The sequence below is a fragment of the Acidobacteriota bacterium genome, assembly GCA_020845575.1.
Taxonomy (GTDB): Bacteria; Acidobacteriota; Vicinamibacteria; order Vicinamibacterales; family Vicinamibacteraceae; genus Luteitalea.
Map to the genome: position 1 here is coordinate 29,792 of JADLFL010000029.1, position 16,561 is coordinate 46,352.

Below are 16,561 nucleotides of genomic sequence, written 5' to 3' on the forward strand. Positions count from 1 at the left end.
CAACCGGCACCGGGCACCGGGCACCGGGCACCGGGCACGAAACGCGCGTCAACGCGATCCATAATCGGGCGCGGACATGACTGCGGCTTCCGGGAGCAGGCCCACGCGCGTGCAGGTACTGGTCACCTGCCTCGTCGATCACTTCTCGCCCGACACGGCCGAGGCGATGGTGCGCGTGCTCGAAGGGCAGGGTCTCGAGGTCATCGTGCCGCTGGATCAGACGTGCTGCGGACAGCCCGCGTGCAACGCCGGGGCGCGAGACGATGCGGCGGCGATGGCGCGGTACACGATCGCGCTGCTCGAACGGGATCCGGCACCTGTCGTGGTGCCGTCGGGGTCGTGTACCGACATGCTCGTCCACCAGGCGCCGGCACTCCTCGCCGACGACCCCGTGTGGGTCGAGCGCGCGCTGGCACTCGCCGCACGCACGTTCGAGTTCACGCAGTTCCTCGTGGACGTGCTGGGCGTCGACGCCATCCCGTGCACCGCGCACGGTACGCTCGCGTATCACGCGTGCTGTCACGGACTGCGCGGTGTTGGCATCGACAGGCAGCCGCGGCAACTGCTCGCCGGCGTCGGCGGTGCGCGCGTCGTGCCACTGCCCGAAGCCGACACGTGCTGCGGATTCGGCGGCCTGTTCGCGGTGAAGCTGCCCGACATCTCGGGCGCGATGCTGGACAGGAAGTGCCGCCAGATTGCCGCGTCGGGCGCCGACACGATCGTGGTGACCGACGTCAGCTGCGCGATGCACATGCAGGGCGGGCTCGACAGGCGCCAACAGGCGGTACGCGTGCGCCACATCGCCGACGTGCTCGGAGGCCGGGAGTGATGAGTGACAGGGCCGGGCACCTGGCACCGGGCACCGGGCATCGGGACATCACTGTCGGCAACCGGCAACCGGCAACCGGCAACCGGAGCCTGGCGGCGGGCGTGGACGTTTCGCCGCTGCCGTTCCACAGACGAGCGACGCAGGCCATCGCCGACGCCAGCCTGCAGATCGCGCTCGACCGCGCGACGGGTCGCATGGTCGACGCGCGCCGCACGGCGTTCGGCGCGATGCCCGACGGCGACGTCACTCGCGATCACGTACGCCGGATTCGCGCGCACACCCTCGCGAATCTCGGTCGATACCTCGACCAGTTCGTCGGGGCAGCGACAGCCGCCGGCGCCCACGTCCACTTCGCCGCCGATGCCGCCGCGGCGACGCGTCTTGTCGTCGACCTGGCGCGCGCGCACGACGTGCAGCGCGTGGTGAAGGGCAAGTCGATGGTGTCCGAGGAGGTCCTGCTCAATCACGCACTCGAAGCCGAAGGCATGCGCGTGGTGGAGACCGATCTCGGCGAATACGTGGTGCAGCTCGATCGCGACGTGCCGTCGCACATCATCGCGCCCATCATCCACAAGACGCGCGAACAGGTGGCCGAGACGTTCAGACGCGAACTGCACGCAACCGACGCGGAGGTCGCAGACATCCCCGAGATGACGGCGTTCGCGCGACGCATGCTGCGCGCCGAGTTCCTCGCCGCGGACATGGGCGTCAGCGGTGTGAACTTCGCCGTGGCCGAGACGGGCTCGCTCTGCCTCATCGAGAACGAAGGCAACGGCCGGCTCTCGACGACGGCACCGCGGCTGCACGTGGCGCTGCTGGGGCTCGAACGCATCGTGCCAACGACGGCGGACCTCACGCAGGCCCTGCGGCTCCTCGCACGCAGCGCGACGGGACAGCCGCTGACGGTGTACACGAACGTCATCACGGGTCCGCGTCGTGCGGGCGATCCGGACGGGCCGTCGGATCTGCACGTCGTGATCGTGGACAACGGCCGCTCGCGCCTGCTGCGCACGGAGCTCGAGGAGATCCTGTACTGCATCAGGTGCGGGGCCTGTCTCAACGTGTGTCCCGTCTATCAGGAGATCGGCGGACACGCGTACGGCAGCGTCTACCAGGGGCCCGTCGGCGCCGTGTACACGCCGGGCGCCTTCGGACTCGATCCGTGGGCCGAACTGCCGCAGGCAAGCAGCCTGTGCGGCGCGTGCAAGGACGCCTGTCCGGTCCGCATCGACATCCCGCGCATGCTCCTCGCGCTGCGTGCCGACGCGGAGACCGGCGGCCACACGCCTCGATGGGTCGGCGATGGCTTACATGTGTTCCGGGTCCTCGCCACGCACCCGCGCCTGTTCAGGCTCGCATCGGCCGCCGCGCGACGCGTGTCGAACTGGCTGGGCCCGACCGGCTTCGACAGGCTCCCGGGGCCGCTTGCCGGCTGGACCCGCCATCGCCACTTCCCGCCCATGGCACGCGAGACGTTCACGGAGCGACACAGACGGGCACCGGGCACCGGGCACCGGGCACCGGACAGCGCGGAACGGCAACCGGCAACCGGCAACCGGCAACCGGACAGCGCGGAACGGCAACCGCCAACCGGCAACCGGCAACTGGACAGCGCGGAACGGCAACCGCCAACCGGCAACCGGCAATCGGACAGTGCGGAGCGGCAACCGCCAACCGGCAACCGGCAACCGGACAGCGCGGAGCGGGCAATGGAACAGAGCAGCCATCAGCCGCATCTCACGGCAGGACCGGCTCTCCGAGCCAGGCCGACACACGTCGTCGATCTGTTCCCTCGATCGCTCAGAGAGAAACTCGACACCCGCGGTGCCGAGGTGGCGCATCCGGGGGCGTTCGGTCAGGAGGCACCCACGCTCGACGTCGACGAGGCGATCGCCCGATTCACCACGGCGTGCGAAGCCGTGGGTGGGCGCGTGTCTCGCGTGGCGTCGACCGACGAGGCGGCCGCCGTGGTGCTCGACTACCTGACAGCGCCGGAGTGGCGCCGCGACGGATGCGAGGACGCCGCACCGTTCGTATCGTGGGACGCCGCGCATCTCCCGCTGCCAGACCTGCCGGCGCTGCTCGACGCGCGCGGCGCGCCGCGCCTCGACGCGTACGTCAACGCCGACCAGTCGACGCGCCTCACCGACTACGCGCGCCTCGACGCCGCCATCGTCGGCGTGACGGGCGCCGATGCGGCGCTCGTCGACACGGGCTCGGTGGTGTTGCTCCACGGCGAGGGACGCGGACGGCTCGTGTCGCTGCTGCCGCCCATCCACGTCGTGCTGGTACGCGTCGACCGCCTGCGTGCGACACTCGCCGAGATGATCGCCGCCGCGCCCCTGCTGCCGCGCGACAGCACCAACGTCGTGGTCGTGACGGGGCCCAGCCGCACCGCGGACATCGAGATGTCGCTCACGCGCGGTGTCCACGGCCCACGTCTCGTCCATGTGGTATTCGTGGGATGAACCGCCTGTCACCAGCAGCGCGTGAAACCGTCGTGCGGGGCGGCGGACTCGCCCTCGCGACGGCGGGTTGCGTCGCGCTGCTGTGGCTCTTCGTGCACCAGCCCACGAGCCTCGACGAACTGACGGGTAGCGTGGCCGCCACCGTCGGTGCGTACGCGATCAATCAGGCGGATTTCGATCAGGGACGCCAGTACTTCGACGCCGACAAGTTCGTCGAGGCCCGCGCCGCGTTCGCGCGCGCCGACCCGGCCGCACGCGACGCGCGCACGCAGTTCTTCGTCGCCTACAGCTACTACCGGCAGGGCTGGGGCCGCTTCTACAGTGACGATGCGTTGTTTGCCAAGGGGTTGGCGACGGTGAACCGCGCGATCGCACTGGCGCCGGACGGTCGCCTGCGGGTCGACGACGCCGGCCTCGGCATGCAGACGGGCGACGAGTTGAAGGCGGAGTTCGAACGCGGACTGACGCGCGACGTGACGGACCTGAACCCGTTCCGCGTGCTGCGGGAGCGGCGATGAACGGTCACGACGAGCATCCCGTACGCATGACGGCGGTCGCGTCGCGACCGCTGCCATGGTCGCATCTCGCCGTGCGTGAAGCGGTGGTGCTGCCCACGCTGCTGATCCTCGTCTCGGCGGGTGGCGGCTTCCGCTCCGGCGTGACCGACGGCGCGTGGCGATTCCTTCCGCCGACGCCCATGGCGCTCGTGCTCGGCATCCTGCTGCTCGGCGTGCTCGTCCGCACCGGTGTCGTGGCGCCGTGGGTGCTCGTCGGACCGCAGCGACAGGGACTGGCCAACGCCAACGGTGCCGTGCTGCTCGTCACGCTGCTCGTGGCGTCCGCACAGATCTTCACCGCACTGTCACCCGAGTCCGGACTCCTGTCGGTGCTCGCCGCCGTGTTCTTCCTGCTGCTGCTCGTCAACACGCTCGCGGCGCGCCCCACGCGCGCACGTGCGATGCAGAGCCTCGGCGTGGTCCTGCTGTCGGCGTTCGTCCTGAAGTACGTGGTACTCGACGCGCTCTACGCACCCGCCGGCAGCCTTGCGCGCAAGGTCGTGACGACGCTGCTCGAAGGCGTGTCGCTCGGCGCATTGGGCTACACGCCGCATGGACCGGCGACGGCGTACGTGACGTTCGTGGTGATCCTGGCGTACCTGTTCGCCCTCGTGCTGTTGCCGGGTGAGGACACGCGCGTCAGCGAGCGGCCCACCACTGACGCACGGCTCGTGCGGCCAGATCGGGACGATCGCTGATCAGTCCGCGCACGCCCCAGTCGAGCAGGCGCGTCATGTCGGCGGGGTCGTCCACGGTCCAGACGGCAACAGGCAGACCCGCCCGCGTGGCGGCGCGCACCAGTCGCGGCGAGACCACACGCAGGCGGCCCGCCTTCTCCGGTGCCTGGATCGCCTGAAACGCCGTGTGTCGCGGCGCACATGCGGCCCACGATCGATAGAGGAACCAGCGGATCTCTTCGCGCGCCGCGCTGGACACGATGTCGGCGCCCTCCGCACGCGCCGTGCGGACCACCGCGTCCTCGAACCCCGCGAAGCAGATGCGATCGATCGCTCCGGCAGCACGCGCGACGGCGACGGCCTGCCGGGCGACGTCGGGGTCGCGCCCCTTCAACTCCATGACGATCGGGATGTCCTGATAGCGCGCGAGCACCTCGTCGAGTCGCGGGATGGTGCAGCCCCTGCCGCGCCACGCCTGGCCGTCGATGTCCGTGAAGTGCCAGCCGGCGTCGAGTTGCGCCAGCGCGTCGGCGGTCTGTGCCGAGAGTGGTCCGCTGCCGTTGGTCGTGCGTTCGAGCGTCTCGTCGTGGTGCACCATCACCACGCCATCGCGTGACAACCGCACGTCGAACTCCAGCCCGTCGGCCCCGCACGCCAGCCCGTTGTCGAAGGCCGCGATGGTGTTCTCCGGCCGCAGTCGCGACCCGCCGCGATGGGCGAAGACCAGGGGATGGTCGTGGGAAAGGACAGCGTGGGTCATCCGGCCAGCTTCAGGAACTCCGCCCGCGTCCGGGCATCGCTGCGGAAGGTGCCGAGCATGGCGCTGGTGACGGTGGCTGAATTCTGCTTCTCCACGCCGCGCATCGCCATGCACAGGTGCGTGCCCTGCATGATCACGCCAACGCCCAGGGGATCGACAATCTCGCGGATGCACTCGGCGATCTCGTTCGTGAGGCGCTCCTGCACCTGGAGGCGGCGGCTGAAGACGTCCACCAGCCTGGGGATCTTGCTGAGCCCCACCACGCGCGTGCGCGGGATGTAGGCCACGTGGCACTTGCCGAAGAACGGCAGCATGTGGTGCTCACAGAGGCTGTAGAAGTCGATGTCCTTCACGATGACCATCTCGCTGTAGTCCACCGTGAAGAGCGCGCCGTTGATGATCTGGCTGACGTCAGCCGCATATCCGCCGGTCAGGAACCGCAGCGACTTCTCCACCCGCTCGGGCGTCCTGCGCAGCCCCTCCCTGTCAGGATCCTCGCCAAGTTGTTCCAGCAGGGTCCGGATGAGCGTCTGCATCAGGCCAGTCTACCGGATCGGACGTCGGTCTTCCCGGCCTGCCCGGCCCCACCCATCAGCGCGCGGCGAGCGACTGAATCCGGGCGGCGGTGGCAAACGCGTCAAAGTAGCGCTGCAGGGACGCAGCCGTCGAGGCGTACTCGTTGGGGCCGGCGAAGAAGTCCACTACCACTTCGCGCATCCTGGCGATTTCGCGCAATCGTGCCGGCGTTTGACGATGGCGAGGGTCCGCCATGGTCAGGTCGATCAACTCGAGCGCGCGATGGAACGCGTTGCGTGACAGGTCGGTGTTCCGACCGGACCACTTGTTGGCGCGGCTGATCTCGCTGCCGACGTTCCCCAACTGCTCGCAGAGCGTGAGTCCGTACCAGCGCCCCGCTGCCAGATCACGATGGCGAGGTTCGGTCACCGGCGCACCAACCGTTCCACCAGCCGCACGATGGCCTCCTGGGTAGCAGGGTCGTCCACGCTCCTGGACCGGTTCCCGAACGACGGCCGCAGATTGATCACCGAGTCGAACTCGAGCCAGTCGGCACCGGACATGTCCGGGTACAGGTTGATGCCCCACAGGTCGTGTTGTTGCGCTCCTTCCGCCAGGAGCGCGGCCTCCTGATCCGCGTGAAGTTCGGCATCGACCAGCATCACGTCCCGGCGCAGATCGACTACCGCCTTGACCAGATCCCCGAATCGCCCAGCGGCCATTGCGCGGAGGTCGTCCATCGTCGTGGGTGTGTCTGGCGTGACGCGTCGCATCTGGTGAACGCGATTGTAGCGGAGGCGGTCCGGGTTACGATCCGTCGCACGGTGGTCCAGCAGGGTTCGGATGCGCGTCTGCCTCAAGTCTGTCTCGGTCACGGCTGCGATGGTGCTCTGCGTGTCTCCGCACGCGGCGGGACAGACGCTTGCGGCGGCCGATGCGCTCTACGCGCGGCGTGACGATCCCGTTGCCGCACGACAGGCCGCCGAGCACTACCTGACGCACCACAGGACCGCTCCGCAGGACTTCGTGGGGAGCTGGAAGCTGGCGCGCATGAGCTACTTCCTCGGCACGCAGGGGCGTGACGCCGAGCGCCGCATGTGGCTCGAGACCGGCATGGCCGCGGCGGCCGACGCGATTGCGCTCAACGAGACGCGTCCCGAAGGCCATTTCTGGATGGCCGCCACCATGGGCGCGCTCGCCGAGTCGTACGGCCTGCGTCAGGGACTCAGGTACCGCACACGCATCAAGCAGGCGCTGGAGCGCGTCCTGATCATCGACCCGAGCTACATGGAGGGATCCGCGGACCGGGCCCTCGGCCGCTGGTACCACAAGGTGCCCGGCCTCTTCGGCGGCAGCGCCGCCAGGGCCGAACAGCACCTGCGCAAGGCGCTGACCTACGCCCCGCAATCCTCCGTCACGCTGTACTTCCTCGGCGAACTCTACGAGACCGAGGGCCGTCCGGCCGAGGCACGCCGCCTGTATCAGCAGGTGCTCGAAACGCCGGTTCACAAGGAGTACGGTCCGGAAGACCGCCTGTACAAGTCGCGCGCGCAGGCCAGGCTCCAGGCACTCGGCAGGGGACGCACGACGGGCCGGCGATGACGTGAGCCGTCGGCGCAGGCGACCGGACGCACGAAGGGCGGGACCATCTGGCCCCGCCCTTCGTGTCTCTACGGAGGTCCCGGCGCATGGCGCCGGCGTCTCGCCCTAGAAGCCGAGACGGACGCCCAGATACAGGCGGCGCGGCTGGACCCACACGAGCGGGTCGCCGAAGGCGATGGCGCCGCGGCCCGTCACGATGTCCTGATTACGCATGCTGCCCTGGTTGTCGGTGACGTTGAAGATGTCCAGGAAGAACTCTGGCTTGAAGGTGCTGTCGGTCTTCCGGTACGAGAGGCGCAGATCGAGCTGCCCCCACGACGGGTTGTCGAGCGAACCGACGGCGTTGGGTTCGAGCCACTGTTCGAGTGCGCCGCCCCACACGTAAGGCGTACTCACCTGTTCGGGCAGGTTACGGGCACCCCAGATCTCCGTGCGGCTCGAGATGGAGCCCGAGTTCCAGCGGTAACCACCGCCGACCTCGAGGTTGAACGGGAACGTGTAGGAACCCGCGATCTTCAGCAGGTGCGGGATGCTCCCGGGCTGACGCGCCCACTGGTGCGGCGCGCGCGGGTCGAGGAAGAGCACGTCGCCCTGGTAGTCGGCGTTCGAGTCCGAGTTCGTGTTGCCGTAGGCGTGGCTGTACGTGTAGCTGACCAGCGCCTGCCAGCGATCGGCGTAGCGCTTCCGGAAGTTCAGTTCCAGGCCCTTGTAGTCGCGCTTGCCGCCCGCGAGGGTGGCGATCACGAAGTTGGAGCCCGGGTTCCTGTCGTAGCCGAAGTAGTCGAGGCCGAGCCAGAGCGAGTCGGGCGCGTTGATGTCGCCGTACGCCTGGCTGCCGTCCGTCGCGTACGCGTAGAGCGACAGGTCGTAGTCCTCGAGGATGTCGCGCGTCGGGCGGTACACGAAGTTGGTGCCGAAGCTCATGTTCTTGCCGAGATCCACCTCGTAACCGACGAGGAAGTCGTCGGTGTACGGCGTCTTGGTGGTCGGGGCGAAGAACGCGTCCTGCTGCACCGGGCCGCCACGGATGCGGTAGGTGAGCCACTGGTCGTTGATGTAGACCTGCTCATGGCTGATGGCGCCGGTGAGCGTGCCGGCGAAGTTGGTCATGCCCATGCGGACCGGGTCGTAGTAGCGGCCGTAGTAGAACGACGCCTTGTGCCTGCCGTTGCCGAGCACGTCGTAGGTGGCGCTGAGGCGCGGCGCGATGTTCCAGTCGAACGTGTAGATGTTCTCACCGGTCGTCGCGAAGTGGCGCCACTGCTCGGCACGCACGCCGAGGTTGAGCGTCAGGCGGCCGAGCGAGACCTGATCCTGTACGAAGAGCGTGGCGCCCTTTGTCTGCGTGAGCTGCGGACCGTCCTGCACCTGCAGCGTGCGCGAGTAGTTGATCGCGCCGTTGGGGTTGCCGTTCGTGTCGTAGTAGCTGAGTGCCGAGTTGAGCTCTGCCACGGCGATCGTCCCGTCGCCGTTCAGGTCGTAGCGGTTGTAGAACGACTGACGGTTGGGCGCGGCGTTGATGTTCGCGATGAGGCCGGTGTAGTCGTTGGCCGCGCCGGTGTTGAACGCGCGCGCGGAGAACCCGCCGGCGGCCATCTGTCCGGCCGTCGTGCCGGCCAGGTGCGGCGCCAGCGATGCCGTATAGCCGACGTTGTTGATGCGCAGCGAGTTGCGGAAGTTCTCGGCGAGCTGGTACTCGAAACCGCCCTTGACGAGGTGCCGTCCGAAGAGCCACTGCAGCGATCCGCGGAAGGAGTTCGAGTTGCGCTCGGTGATCGAGTCGGTACCGGCCCCGCCAAGCTGTTCGTCGGCCAGCGTGCGGCTGTCGGTGCCGCGATAGACGATCGTGTTGAGCGACTCGCGGATCGTCGAGAGGGTGTTGAGGTCGGCCTGGTGCTTCTGCCACGTGAGGTCGGCCAGGACGTTCCCGAAGACGCGCGTGTAGCCGACGCTGTAGTTGTAGCCGCCCGACTCGCTGGAGGAGTTGCGCGCGTTGAGCGTGGTACGCGTCGTCGAACCCGAGATCGTCGTCGGGTCGCTCATGTAGATGCCGGTGATCGTGTCGTTCGACGTGGGCGCGTACGTGCCCTTGAGGTACCCCTGCTTGTCGGTGCGTTCGACGCTGCGCATGAACGCCTGCGTGTCCTGCGCCGTGACGTCGTCCTCGCGGTTCACCTGACGGTAGCTGCCGAAGAACCAGGCCTTGTTGGTGAGGATGGGTCCGCCGATGGTCACCGCCGTGTCGTACGACGAGAACTCGTCTGACGGCGCGTTCTTGTTCTCGCTCACCAGGCTCGCGTTCTGGAAGTAGTAGTTGACCGTGCCCTGGAACCTGTTGCTGCCCGACTTGGTCACCACGTTGGACAGCAGGCCGGCGTCCCCATGTACTCGGCCGGGATACCGCCCGTGAGCACCTTCTGCTCCTGGATGATCTCGGTGTTCAGGTTCGAGCCGAACGTGCCGCCCACCGGGTCGGTGATGTTGATGCCGTTGAAGTAGTAGAAGTTGTCGGTCGACGTGCCGATGGTGCCGCCGACGTCGCTGTAGTTGATGCCGCCGCGCGCCGCCGGGTTACCAGCGCCCGTGGGGTCGTTGGTCGGGAACACGCTCGGCACGAACTGCAGGTAGCTCTGGTACGAGCGGCCCGTCGGGAGCGACTCGGTGAGCTGCAGCGTGATGTCGGCGCCGGTGACGGCGCTCTTGACGTCGACGACGGGCGTCTCGCTCGTGACCTGCACCGTCTCGGTGAGGCCGCCCACCGCCAGCGACACGCGCAGCGTCGTCGTCTGGCCCGACCGGACCAGGACGTTCTCGTTACGCGTCGGCGTGAACCCCGCGAGTTCGGAGGTCACGGTGTAGCGCGCCGACGGCTCGAGACTCACCACGAGCGCACGGCCCTGCGCGTCGGTGACCGCCACGCGCTGCGACGTCACGTCAGCGCCAGACGCCGTGACGGTGACGCCCGGCATCGCCAGGCCGTCGGTATCGGTGACGAGCACCTCGATGGTGCCCACGCTCACGGCCTGTGCGCCCGCATGGGGCAGCACCGGCGAGGCGAGCAGTGCCAGCACCGCCGCACACAATCCAACAATATTCTTCATCGTCCATCCCTTCGAGAAGTGCGTATTCGAGACCCGCCAGAGGGGTTGTCGTCCCTTCGCCGAGCCCACAATTGCCCGCATGAGTGCAATATCGATGCCCCTTCGCGCCGGAGCGCCAGGCCGGTGCGGGTGCCGCGCGACCAGCGCTTTCGGACGCGATCGCTTCCGCGGGCGGATGCGGGTCAGGTCAGACTCATCCAATGTGACGAATGGGTGATCTGAACATTTGGATCGGCAGCGTACAGGTGTGAACCGTCCATGCCGCTACTTCAGAAGCCCTGTAAATATACATTCAAATTATCAGATCATTGTCATTCGAAATAATGGATCTTCGACGAATTCCTTGTGGAAACTCGCGAATAGTCACGGTTTCGTCACACCAGCGATCCGGTACACACCATGCAAGCACCGCTTCGTCCACTGGAACGGACGAGCGGTCCCAAGGCTGCCCTGTCCATCCAGAGGACCTCGATCCCGCATTCAGCGAGGTCCCGTATTTTCAGGAGGGTAGGACATGATTCGTCGCGCAATGTGGGTGCTGCTGGCAGCGGTGCTCTGCGCAACCCCGGCACTCGCCCAGGAGACCACGGGGGCGGTGGCTGGTACGGTCACCGACAGTTCGAAGGCGGCCATTCCGGGGGCCACGGTGAAGCTCGAGGGCGGCGCCGTCAATCAGATTCAGGTCAGCGACGGGCAGGGCCGCTACCGGTTCGCGGCGATCCCGCCGGGGACGTACCGGATGACGACCCAACTCGATGGGTTCGCGACCGGCCTGGCCGAGAGCGTGTCGGTGGCCGTCGGCCGCACGACGACCGTCGACTTCGCGCTGAGCGTCGGTGGCGTGGCCGAACAGATCACGGTGCAGGCCGACGCCGCGCGCGTGGACACGGCCCAGACCACCATCCAGACCAACGTCACGGCGGCCACCATCGAGAACCTGCCGAAGGGCACGACGATGAGCAGCCTCTTCAAGCTGTCGCCGGCGGCACGTGCCGAGCCACTCAGCGGCCAGTTCCAGATCGACGGCGCGAGCGGCTCGGAGAACTCGTTCATGCTCGACGGCCTCGAGACGTCGAACTACCGCACGGGGGTCCTCAACTCCAACAACAACCTGCCTTTCGAGTTCGTGCAGGAGATGTCGATCAAGACGTCGGGGTTCAACGCCGAGTTCGGCGGCGCGACGGGCGGCGTGATCAGCGTCGTGACCCGGAGCGGGACCAACAGCTTCCGCGGCAACGCGGGGATCGAGTTCGAGCCGTCGAGTCTGGCTGGCGATCCGCGCGGCCGCCTGAATCGCTTCCGCACCGGCACGGGTGCGGCGTTCGTGCAGGTGAACGAGTACCTGAACGACAAGAAGGACGACTATTCGTACTACTACCCCATGCTGAGCCTGGGCGGTCCGATCATGCGCGACAAGTTGTGGTTCTTCGCGGGCTACGCGCCCCAGATCCACAAGGAAGAGCGCACGACGGAGTACTTCACGTCGGACCCGCGCACGCGCACGAAGACCGCCGAAGAAACCTACACGCGCACGCGCAAGGGCGAGTTCTTCATGGGCCGCCTGGACCTCCAGGCGACCAACTCGCTGCGCCTGAACGGCAGCTACACGTACAACCCGTACATCGAGGACGGTGTCTTCCCGCACAGCCAGATCTCGCTCGGCAACTTGCCGCCGACTGTCAACTTCGGCGGATCGACGGGCATCCTGACGGGTCACAACCTCACGGAGCGCCAGGGCGGCAAGCGCGACGGCGTCAACTTCAATCTCGGCGGCGACTGGACCATCGGCGGTCGAGCGCTGTTCACGTCGCGCGTGGCGCGAGGGTATCTCAACGAACTCCTCGGCTCGAAGAGCATCCCGAACGAGACCCGATACCGCTGCGTCGGCCTGGCGCCGCCGCCCGGCGCGGGGTGCTCGCTCGGCTTCGACAATCTGCCGTCGGGCAACTCCCAGATCATGGAAGACAGTTCGGAGCGCTGGACGGTCGACAACGCCATCGCGTTCGACGTGGACAATCTCGGCGGCCGCCACCAGTTCAAGGTCGGGCACCAGTTCTCGCGCGTCACCAACGCCGTGGAGTCCGGCTACACCAAGACGGGGCGCCTGGACCTGTACTACGGCTACACGATCAACGACCTGACCGGCCGCGACGACGCCGTGTCTGCCAACGCGATCGGCGCTGGGTTGTATCTCCGCTTCGGCACGGTGGGTGCCGCCTCCAACACGGCCCACTCGATCTACTTCCAGGACCGGTGGCAGCCGACCAACCGCCTGACGATCAACGCGGGCGTCCGCCTGGAGAAGGAAGACCTCCCGTCGTACAACGGCTATGCGCCGCCGATCAACTTCGGCTGGGGCGACAAGGTCGTGCCGCGTCTCGGCGTGGCGTACGACGTGACGGGCGATGGCCGCACGAAGGCGTTCGCGAGCTTCAACAGGTTCCAGGACCGCCTCAAGTTCGAGTTGCCGCGCGGTTCGTTCGGCGGCGACTTCTACCGGGTGGACTACTTCGAGATCTTCCCGCAGAACCTCGCGTACACCTCCTTCACGCCGAGCGTCGTCCTCGGGAGCAACGCCGACGTGATGGGCGGGCAGTGCCCGATCGCGAACTCGACGGGCCTCTCGCGGTGCCAGTACGACTACCGCATCGCGTCCAACGACCCGGCCGCCGACATCTACACGGGCAAGGTGGACCCGGATCTGAAGCCGTTCACGCAGACCGAGTGGACGGTGGGTATGGAGCGCGAGCTGATGCGCTCGACGGTCCTCAGCGTGCGCTTCAGCCGCAAGTCGGTGGACCACGCCATCGAGGACGCCGGCTTCCCGACGCCCGAGGGATCCGAGGCCTACATCATCGGCAACCCCGGCGAGGGCCTGCACCTGGCCACCTCCAAGCAGTTCGGCTACGCGAAGACAGCCAAGCCGGAGCGCGTGTTCCGCACGCTCGAGACGCGCCTGGAGCGCCGCTTCGCCAACAACTTCCAGTACCAGCTGGCGTACATCTTCAGCCGCCTGGAAGGCAACTACTCGGGTCTGGCCAGTTCGGACGAGAACGGCCGCACCTCGCCCGCGGTGAACCGCTTCTTCGACCTGCCGCACCTGGGATTCACGCTCGACGGCACGCCCGACAACGGCCCGCTCGCCACGGACCGTCCGCACGTGTTCAACGCGAGCGGCGTCTACCAGTTCAACTGGGGTGATCGTCAGTCGACCAACGTGGCCGCGTTCACGACGTTCCAGTCGGGCACGCCGATGACGACGTTCTACACGTTCTACGCAACCGCCATGGCCTACGGCCGCGGCGACATGGGCCGCACGCCCATGTTCATGGCGACCGACCTCATGCTCTCGCACCGCGTGCGTCTGGGTGGCGCGAGGACACTGGCGCTCGAGTTCAACGTCCTCAACCTGTTCGACTCGAAGCGGACGCTGGGTCTCCACAACGTCAACGCCGGCGTGAACCCGAGCATCTCGACGCTCGGTCTCAACGTGGCCGACGAGCCTGAAGCGCTGAACTACATCCTCACCAACGGGATCCGTTCGAACTACGAAGCGTATCTGGCCAACGCCGCCAGTCCGCAGCGCAGGGACAGTGCCTACGGGATGGCCAATTCGTTCCAGGGCCCCCGCACGGTCCGTGTCGGCGTGAAGTTCAACTTCTAGACCGACGCGTCGCTCTCCGACAGAACGGGTCCGGTGGGGACTGCCCCGCCGGACCCGTTCGTTTTCGGCACGGGTAAAGGACGAGGGGATTCGTGCCGATTACGGTACCGACGGTCCGCTTGTCCCTCCGATGTCGATGAATCAACGTCAGCGTCCGCGCACCCCGCTTCCGAACGGCCTCAGTGGCGAGGTCACCGTCTACCGGCCGCTCCAGGTGAGCGATCTCTCGCCGCGCGGCGCGCGAGTGGAGACGCCGGAACCGCTGCGCGTCAATTCGATCAGGGCCTTCCGCTTCAACCTCGGCGACCAGACGGTGGTCCTCAAGGGTCGCGTCTGCCATTCCAGCGTCCGCACCCTGGACGATGACCTGGTGGTCTACACGTCCGGAGTGGAGTTCCTCGACGTCCCCACCGTCGCCCGTCAGGCCATCGAGCGCTTCCTCGATCGCGCCGTCATGTCCCCGTTCGCCGCGGAACACGGCGAGATTCACTGAGTGAGACGGCTGGGCCGCGGCGTAGCGCTACCGGCGCGAAGGCGGGCCGGCCCTGCCCGTGCTCCGAAGCCCCGGGGTCATCTGATTCTGACGTGTTGCAGGTAGTCGCCTGAGTCGATGCGGAGGGCGCCGCCGAGGGGGGCGTTGTAGAAGTACACCCACGCATCGAGGGTCTCGCCCGTATCGAGTTGCACGGGATAGAGATGGCGGGTGTAGAGGCTCTGATCGACGTGGTCCTCGCGGTAGCCTTCGATCTCGTCGAGGGCGGCGAGCACCGTGACGGGGTCGTCCATCTCGTAGACTTCGCCCCACACACAGCCGTCGGGATCGGGAATCGCGGCCGGATAGATGCCGAGGTCGTACAACGTGGCGCGAATCGAGCCGCGGCGCCGATGACGGAGCTTGCCTTCGATGCCCGCGCGGCGGCGCCGGTCGAAGCCCGTCATCAAGGTGCCGTAGAAGAAGGCCGCGGTACGCACGTCCCCGCCGTTGTGTCCTGCCGTGTTCAAACGTCGAAGTGTATCAGAAGTACCAGCGACGCGGACGGCCCGGACACGTCACATGGCTGGAGAGGGCTGTCGCCCCTCCAGCCCGTGAGTCCATCCGCGGAAGACGCGCGTGCGTGTGTCAGTCGTCGGCGCGGGGCTCGAGCACGCGGCGGGCGTGGTCGTCGTGCGTGGCGCGCGCGTGCGTGACGATCGTGTCGAGCAGTTCGGCAGGCAACGTGACGTGCAGCGCGACGCCGTTACCGACGCTCTCCACCTGCACCGTGTTGAGCAGCGGCGCGAACTCGGGCTTGCTGTCGATCTGGAGCCTCGCCAGCGCGAGCACGCCCTGCACCACGTCGCGCATGTTCTTGCCGGCGGCCTCGTCCTTGCCCTCGGCGCGGATGGTGGCCTGGAGCCCGCCGTTCAGGTGGCCCGACGCCGCGAACCACTTCACCTCGGGCATCTGCTGCATCACCTGGGCCGGAATCTCACCGCGGCCCTGCAGCACGTTCGGGCGTCCGATGGCCCACACCGTGGAGTTCTGGTCCACGCTCTCCAGCATGCGGAGGAACTCGCCGTCGCTCAGGATGCTGGCCGTGCCTTCGCCATAGGAGCGGTCGATGGCGGCCTTCACCGCCGGCTCGGCGCCGACGATGACGAGGTTGGTGTTGACGAGCGCGATGATGGGCCGCACGTGGCGGGGCACCGTGGGCACGCTCTCCTCGTCAGCAGGCGCGCCGTGATCCTTCCCCACGAGCAGGCGCGCGCCCTTGTATTCGTCGAGGCGGCCGCCCTTGTTGGCCACCAGCGACTCGATGCGCCCCGTGTCGAAGCGGCCACGCAGCGCGACGAAGCCCGTCTCGTGCATCGCGCCAGGCGTCGACGCAGGCGACAGGGCGGCGATCACGGCGTCGATGTCGCGCTCCACATCGATGCCCGTCTCCTCCTGGAACTCCTCCCTCCCCTTCCCCGCATCGTCAAGGAGGGTGGTGAGGCGTTGGCGGAACTCGGACGTCATCACGCCCTGCACGTTGGCGTAGGCGACGACGGCGGCGCCGGCGGGTACGAGGGAGAGTTCGTCAGGGCCGGCGTTGCTGGCCAGCGCCCGCGGCATCCCGCCCATATAAGCGACCGTGCCAACGGCCAGTCCGGTGACGAGAATGGCGGCCGAACCGAGAAGCGTGTAGCGAGTCCTGGCTGTGCTCATGGGCATTCACTCCTGCGCAATAGCCACTGTAACGTAAACGGCGGGAAGGAGGTTCCCGACGGGAAGAACACTGCAGGGACCGGCAACGGGCAACCCGGCAACCGGCAACCGGGGCCTCACGGCGGGCAACCGGCATCCGGCAACCCGGCAACCGGAGCTCCCGGCCGGAGCACCCCGTTGCCGGGGTGCCGGTTGCCGG

The 16,561-nt window shown here is 67.7% G+C and carries 15 protein-coding genes; 7 read left to right on the plus strand and 8 right to left on the minus strand.

What is annotated here, in order from left to right:
• The first annotated feature begins 76 nt into the window (after positions 1-76).
• From IT182_08380 to IT182_08395, 4 genes are read left to right on the plus strand one after another with little or no spacing between them, the layout of a single operon-like run.
• Positions 77-829 (plus strand): (Fe-S)-binding protein, encoded by a 753-nt coding sequence (locus tag IT182_08380; protein ID MCC6163350.1) that lies wholly within the window; start codon positions 77-79, stop codon positions 827-829.
• A complete protein-coding gene (locus IT182_08385; GenBank protein MCC6163351.1) occupies positions 829-3,297 on the plus strand; it encodes an iron-sulfur cluster-binding protein in 2,469 nt (822 codons plus the stop codon). The genes IT182_08380 and IT182_08385 overlap by 1 nt, the downstream gene beginning before the upstream one ends.
• Positions 3,294-3,815, plus strand: coding sequence for a hypothetical protein (locus IT182_08390; protein ID MCC6163352.1), 522 nt, complete (start codon positions 3,294-3,296; stop codon positions 3,813-3,815). The genes IT182_08385 and IT182_08390 overlap by 4 nt, the downstream gene beginning before the upstream one ends.
• The gene (locus IT182_08395; protein ID MCC6163353.1) at positions 3,812-4,552 is read left to right on the plus strand and encodes a hypothetical protein; all 741 of its coding nucleotides are present in this window, start codon (positions 3,812-3,814) and stop codon (positions 4,550-4,552) included. The genes IT182_08390 and IT182_08395 overlap by 4 nt, the downstream gene beginning before the upstream one ends.
• Here IT182_08395 and IT182_08400 read toward each other — a convergent pair.
• The 4 genes from IT182_08400 to IT182_08415 are packed head-to-tail and all read right to left on the minus strand — an operon-like array spanning position 4,494 to position 6,547.
• Positions 4,494-5,291, minus strand: coding sequence for a glycerophosphodiester phosphodiesterase (locus tag IT182_08400; protein ID MCC6163354.1), 798 nt, complete (start codon positions 5,289-5,291; stop codon positions 4,494-4,496). The two genes, IT182_08395 and IT182_08400, sit on opposite strands and share 59 nt — an antisense overlap.
• A complete protein-coding gene (gene folE / locus IT182_08405; GenBank protein ID MCC6163355.1) occupies positions 5,288-5,827 on the minus strand; it encodes a GTP cyclohydrolase I FolE in 540 nt (179 codons plus the stop codon). Before folE ends, IT182_08400 begins: the two co-directional genes overlap by 4 nt.
• A 55-nt stretch (positions 5,828-5,882) precedes the next feature.
• Positions 5,883-6,236 carry a hypothetical protein gene (locus IT182_08410; GenBank protein MCC6163356.1) on the minus strand — a complete coding sequence of 118 codons (354 nt, stop codon included), beginning with the start codon at positions 6,234-6,236 and terminating at the stop codon, positions 5,883-5,885.
• Positions 6,233-6,547 (minus strand): hypothetical protein, encoded by a 315-nt coding sequence (locus IT182_08415; protein ID MCC6163357.1) that lies wholly within the window; start codon positions 6,545-6,547, stop codon positions 6,233-6,235. The genes IT182_08410 and IT182_08415 overlap by 4 nt, the downstream gene beginning before the upstream one ends.
• Before the next feature lie 103 nt (positions 6,548-6,650).
• On the opposite strand from IT182_08415, the gene IT182_08420 reads away from it, so the two are divergent.
• Positions 6,651-7,409: a tetratricopeptide repeat protein gene (locus IT182_08420; GenBank protein MCC6163358.1), complete on the plus strand. Its 759-nt coding sequence runs from the start codon at positions 6,651-6,653 to the stop codon at positions 7,407-7,409.
• A 105-nt stretch (positions 7,410-7,514) separates the two neighbouring features.
• Here the strand turns inward: IT182_08420 and IT182_08425 are convergent, their stop codons facing one another.
• A complete protein-coding gene (locus IT182_08425; protein MCC6163359.1) occupies positions 7,515-9,767 on the minus strand; it encodes a TonB-dependent receptor in 2,253 nt (750 codons plus the stop codon).
• Positions 9,761-10,510, minus strand: a complete 750-nt coding sequence (locus tag IT182_08430) for a carboxypeptidase regulatory-like domain-containing protein (GenBank protein MCC6163360.1) — start codon at positions 10,508-10,510, stop codon at positions 9,761-9,763. Before IT182_08430 ends, IT182_08425 begins: the two co-directional genes overlap by 7 nt.
• Before the next feature lie 514 nt (positions 10,511-11,024).
• Between IT182_08430 and IT182_08435 the strand changes: the two genes are divergently transcribed.
• Positions 11,025-14,174 (plus strand): TonB-dependent receptor, encoded by a 3,150-nt coding sequence (locus IT182_08435; GenBank protein ID MCC6163361.1) that lies wholly within the window; start codon positions 11,025-11,027, stop codon positions 14,172-14,174.
• A gap of 136 nt (positions 14,175-14,310) precedes the next feature.
• A complete protein-coding gene (locus IT182_08440) occupies positions 14,311-14,667 on the plus strand; it encodes a PilZ domain-containing protein (protein MCC6163362.1) in 357 nt (118 codons plus the stop codon).
• A gap of 77 nt (positions 14,668-14,744) precedes the next feature.
• Here IT182_08440 and IT182_08445 read toward each other — a convergent pair whose 3' ends face one another.
• Together IT182_08445 and IT182_08450 are read right to left on the minus strand one after the other, a co-directional pair.
• On the minus strand, positions 14,745-15,113 hold the full coding sequence (locus tag IT182_08445) for a gamma-glutamylcyclotransferase (GenBank protein MCC6163363.1): 369 nt from the start codon (positions 15,111-15,113) through the stop codon (positions 14,745-14,747).
• Positions 15,114-15,294: 181 nt separating this feature from the next.
• On the minus strand, positions 15,295-16,362 hold the full coding sequence (locus IT182_08450) for a hypothetical protein (protein ID MCC6163364.1): 1,068 nt from the start codon (positions 16,360-16,362) through the stop codon (positions 15,295-15,297).
• Positions 16,363-16,561: the final 199 nt, after the last annotated feature.

Coding starts and splice junctions, on each gene's coding strand:
- IT182_08380 (MCC6163350.1), top strand. CDS start 77: ATGACTGCGGCTTCCGGGAGCAGGCCCACGCGCGTGCAGGTACTGGTC.
- IT182_08385 (MCC6163351.1), top strand. CDS start 829: ATGAGTGACAGGGCCGGGCACCTGGCACCGGGCACCGGGCATCGGGAC.
- IT182_08390 (MCC6163352.1), top strand. CDS start 3,294: ATGAACCGCCTGTCACCAGCAGCGCGTGAAACCGTCGTGCGGGGCGGC.
- IT182_08395 (MCC6163353.1), top strand. CDS start 3,812: ATGAACGGTCACGACGAGCATCCCGTACGCATGACGGCGGTCGCGTCG.
- IT182_08400 (MCC6163354.1), bottom strand. CDS start 5,291: ATGACCCACGCTGTCCTTTCCCACGACCATCCCCTGGTCTTCGCCCAT.
- folE (MCC6163355.1), bottom strand. CDS start 5,827: ATGCAGACGCTCATCCGGACCCTGCTGGAACAACTTGGCGAGGATCCT.
- IT182_08415 (MCC6163357.1), bottom strand. CDS start 6,547: ATGGACGACCTCCGCGCAATGGCCGCTGGGCGATTCGGGGATCTGGTC.
- IT182_08420 (MCC6163358.1), top strand. CDS start 6,651: ATGCGCGTCTGCCTCAAGTCTGTCTCGGTCACGGCTGCGATGGTGCTC.
- IT182_08430 (MCC6163360.1), bottom strand. CDS start 10,510: ATGAAGAATATTGTTGGATTGTGTGCGGCGGTGCTGGCACTGCTCGCC.
- IT182_08435 (MCC6163361.1), top strand. CDS start 11,025: ATGATTCGTCGCGCAATGTGGGTGCTGCTGGCAGCGGTGCTCTGCGCA.
- IT182_08440 (MCC6163362.1), top strand. CDS start 14,311: ATGAATCAACGTCAGCGTCCGCGCACCCCGCTTCCGAACGGCCTCAGT.
- IT182_08445 (MCC6163363.1), bottom strand. CDS start 15,113: ATGACGGGCTTCGACCGGCGCCGCCGCGCGGGCATCGAAGGCAAGCTC.
- IT182_08450 (MCC6163364.1), bottom strand. CDS start 16,362: ATGAGCACAGCCAGGACTCGCTACACGCTTCTCGGTTCGGCCGCCATT.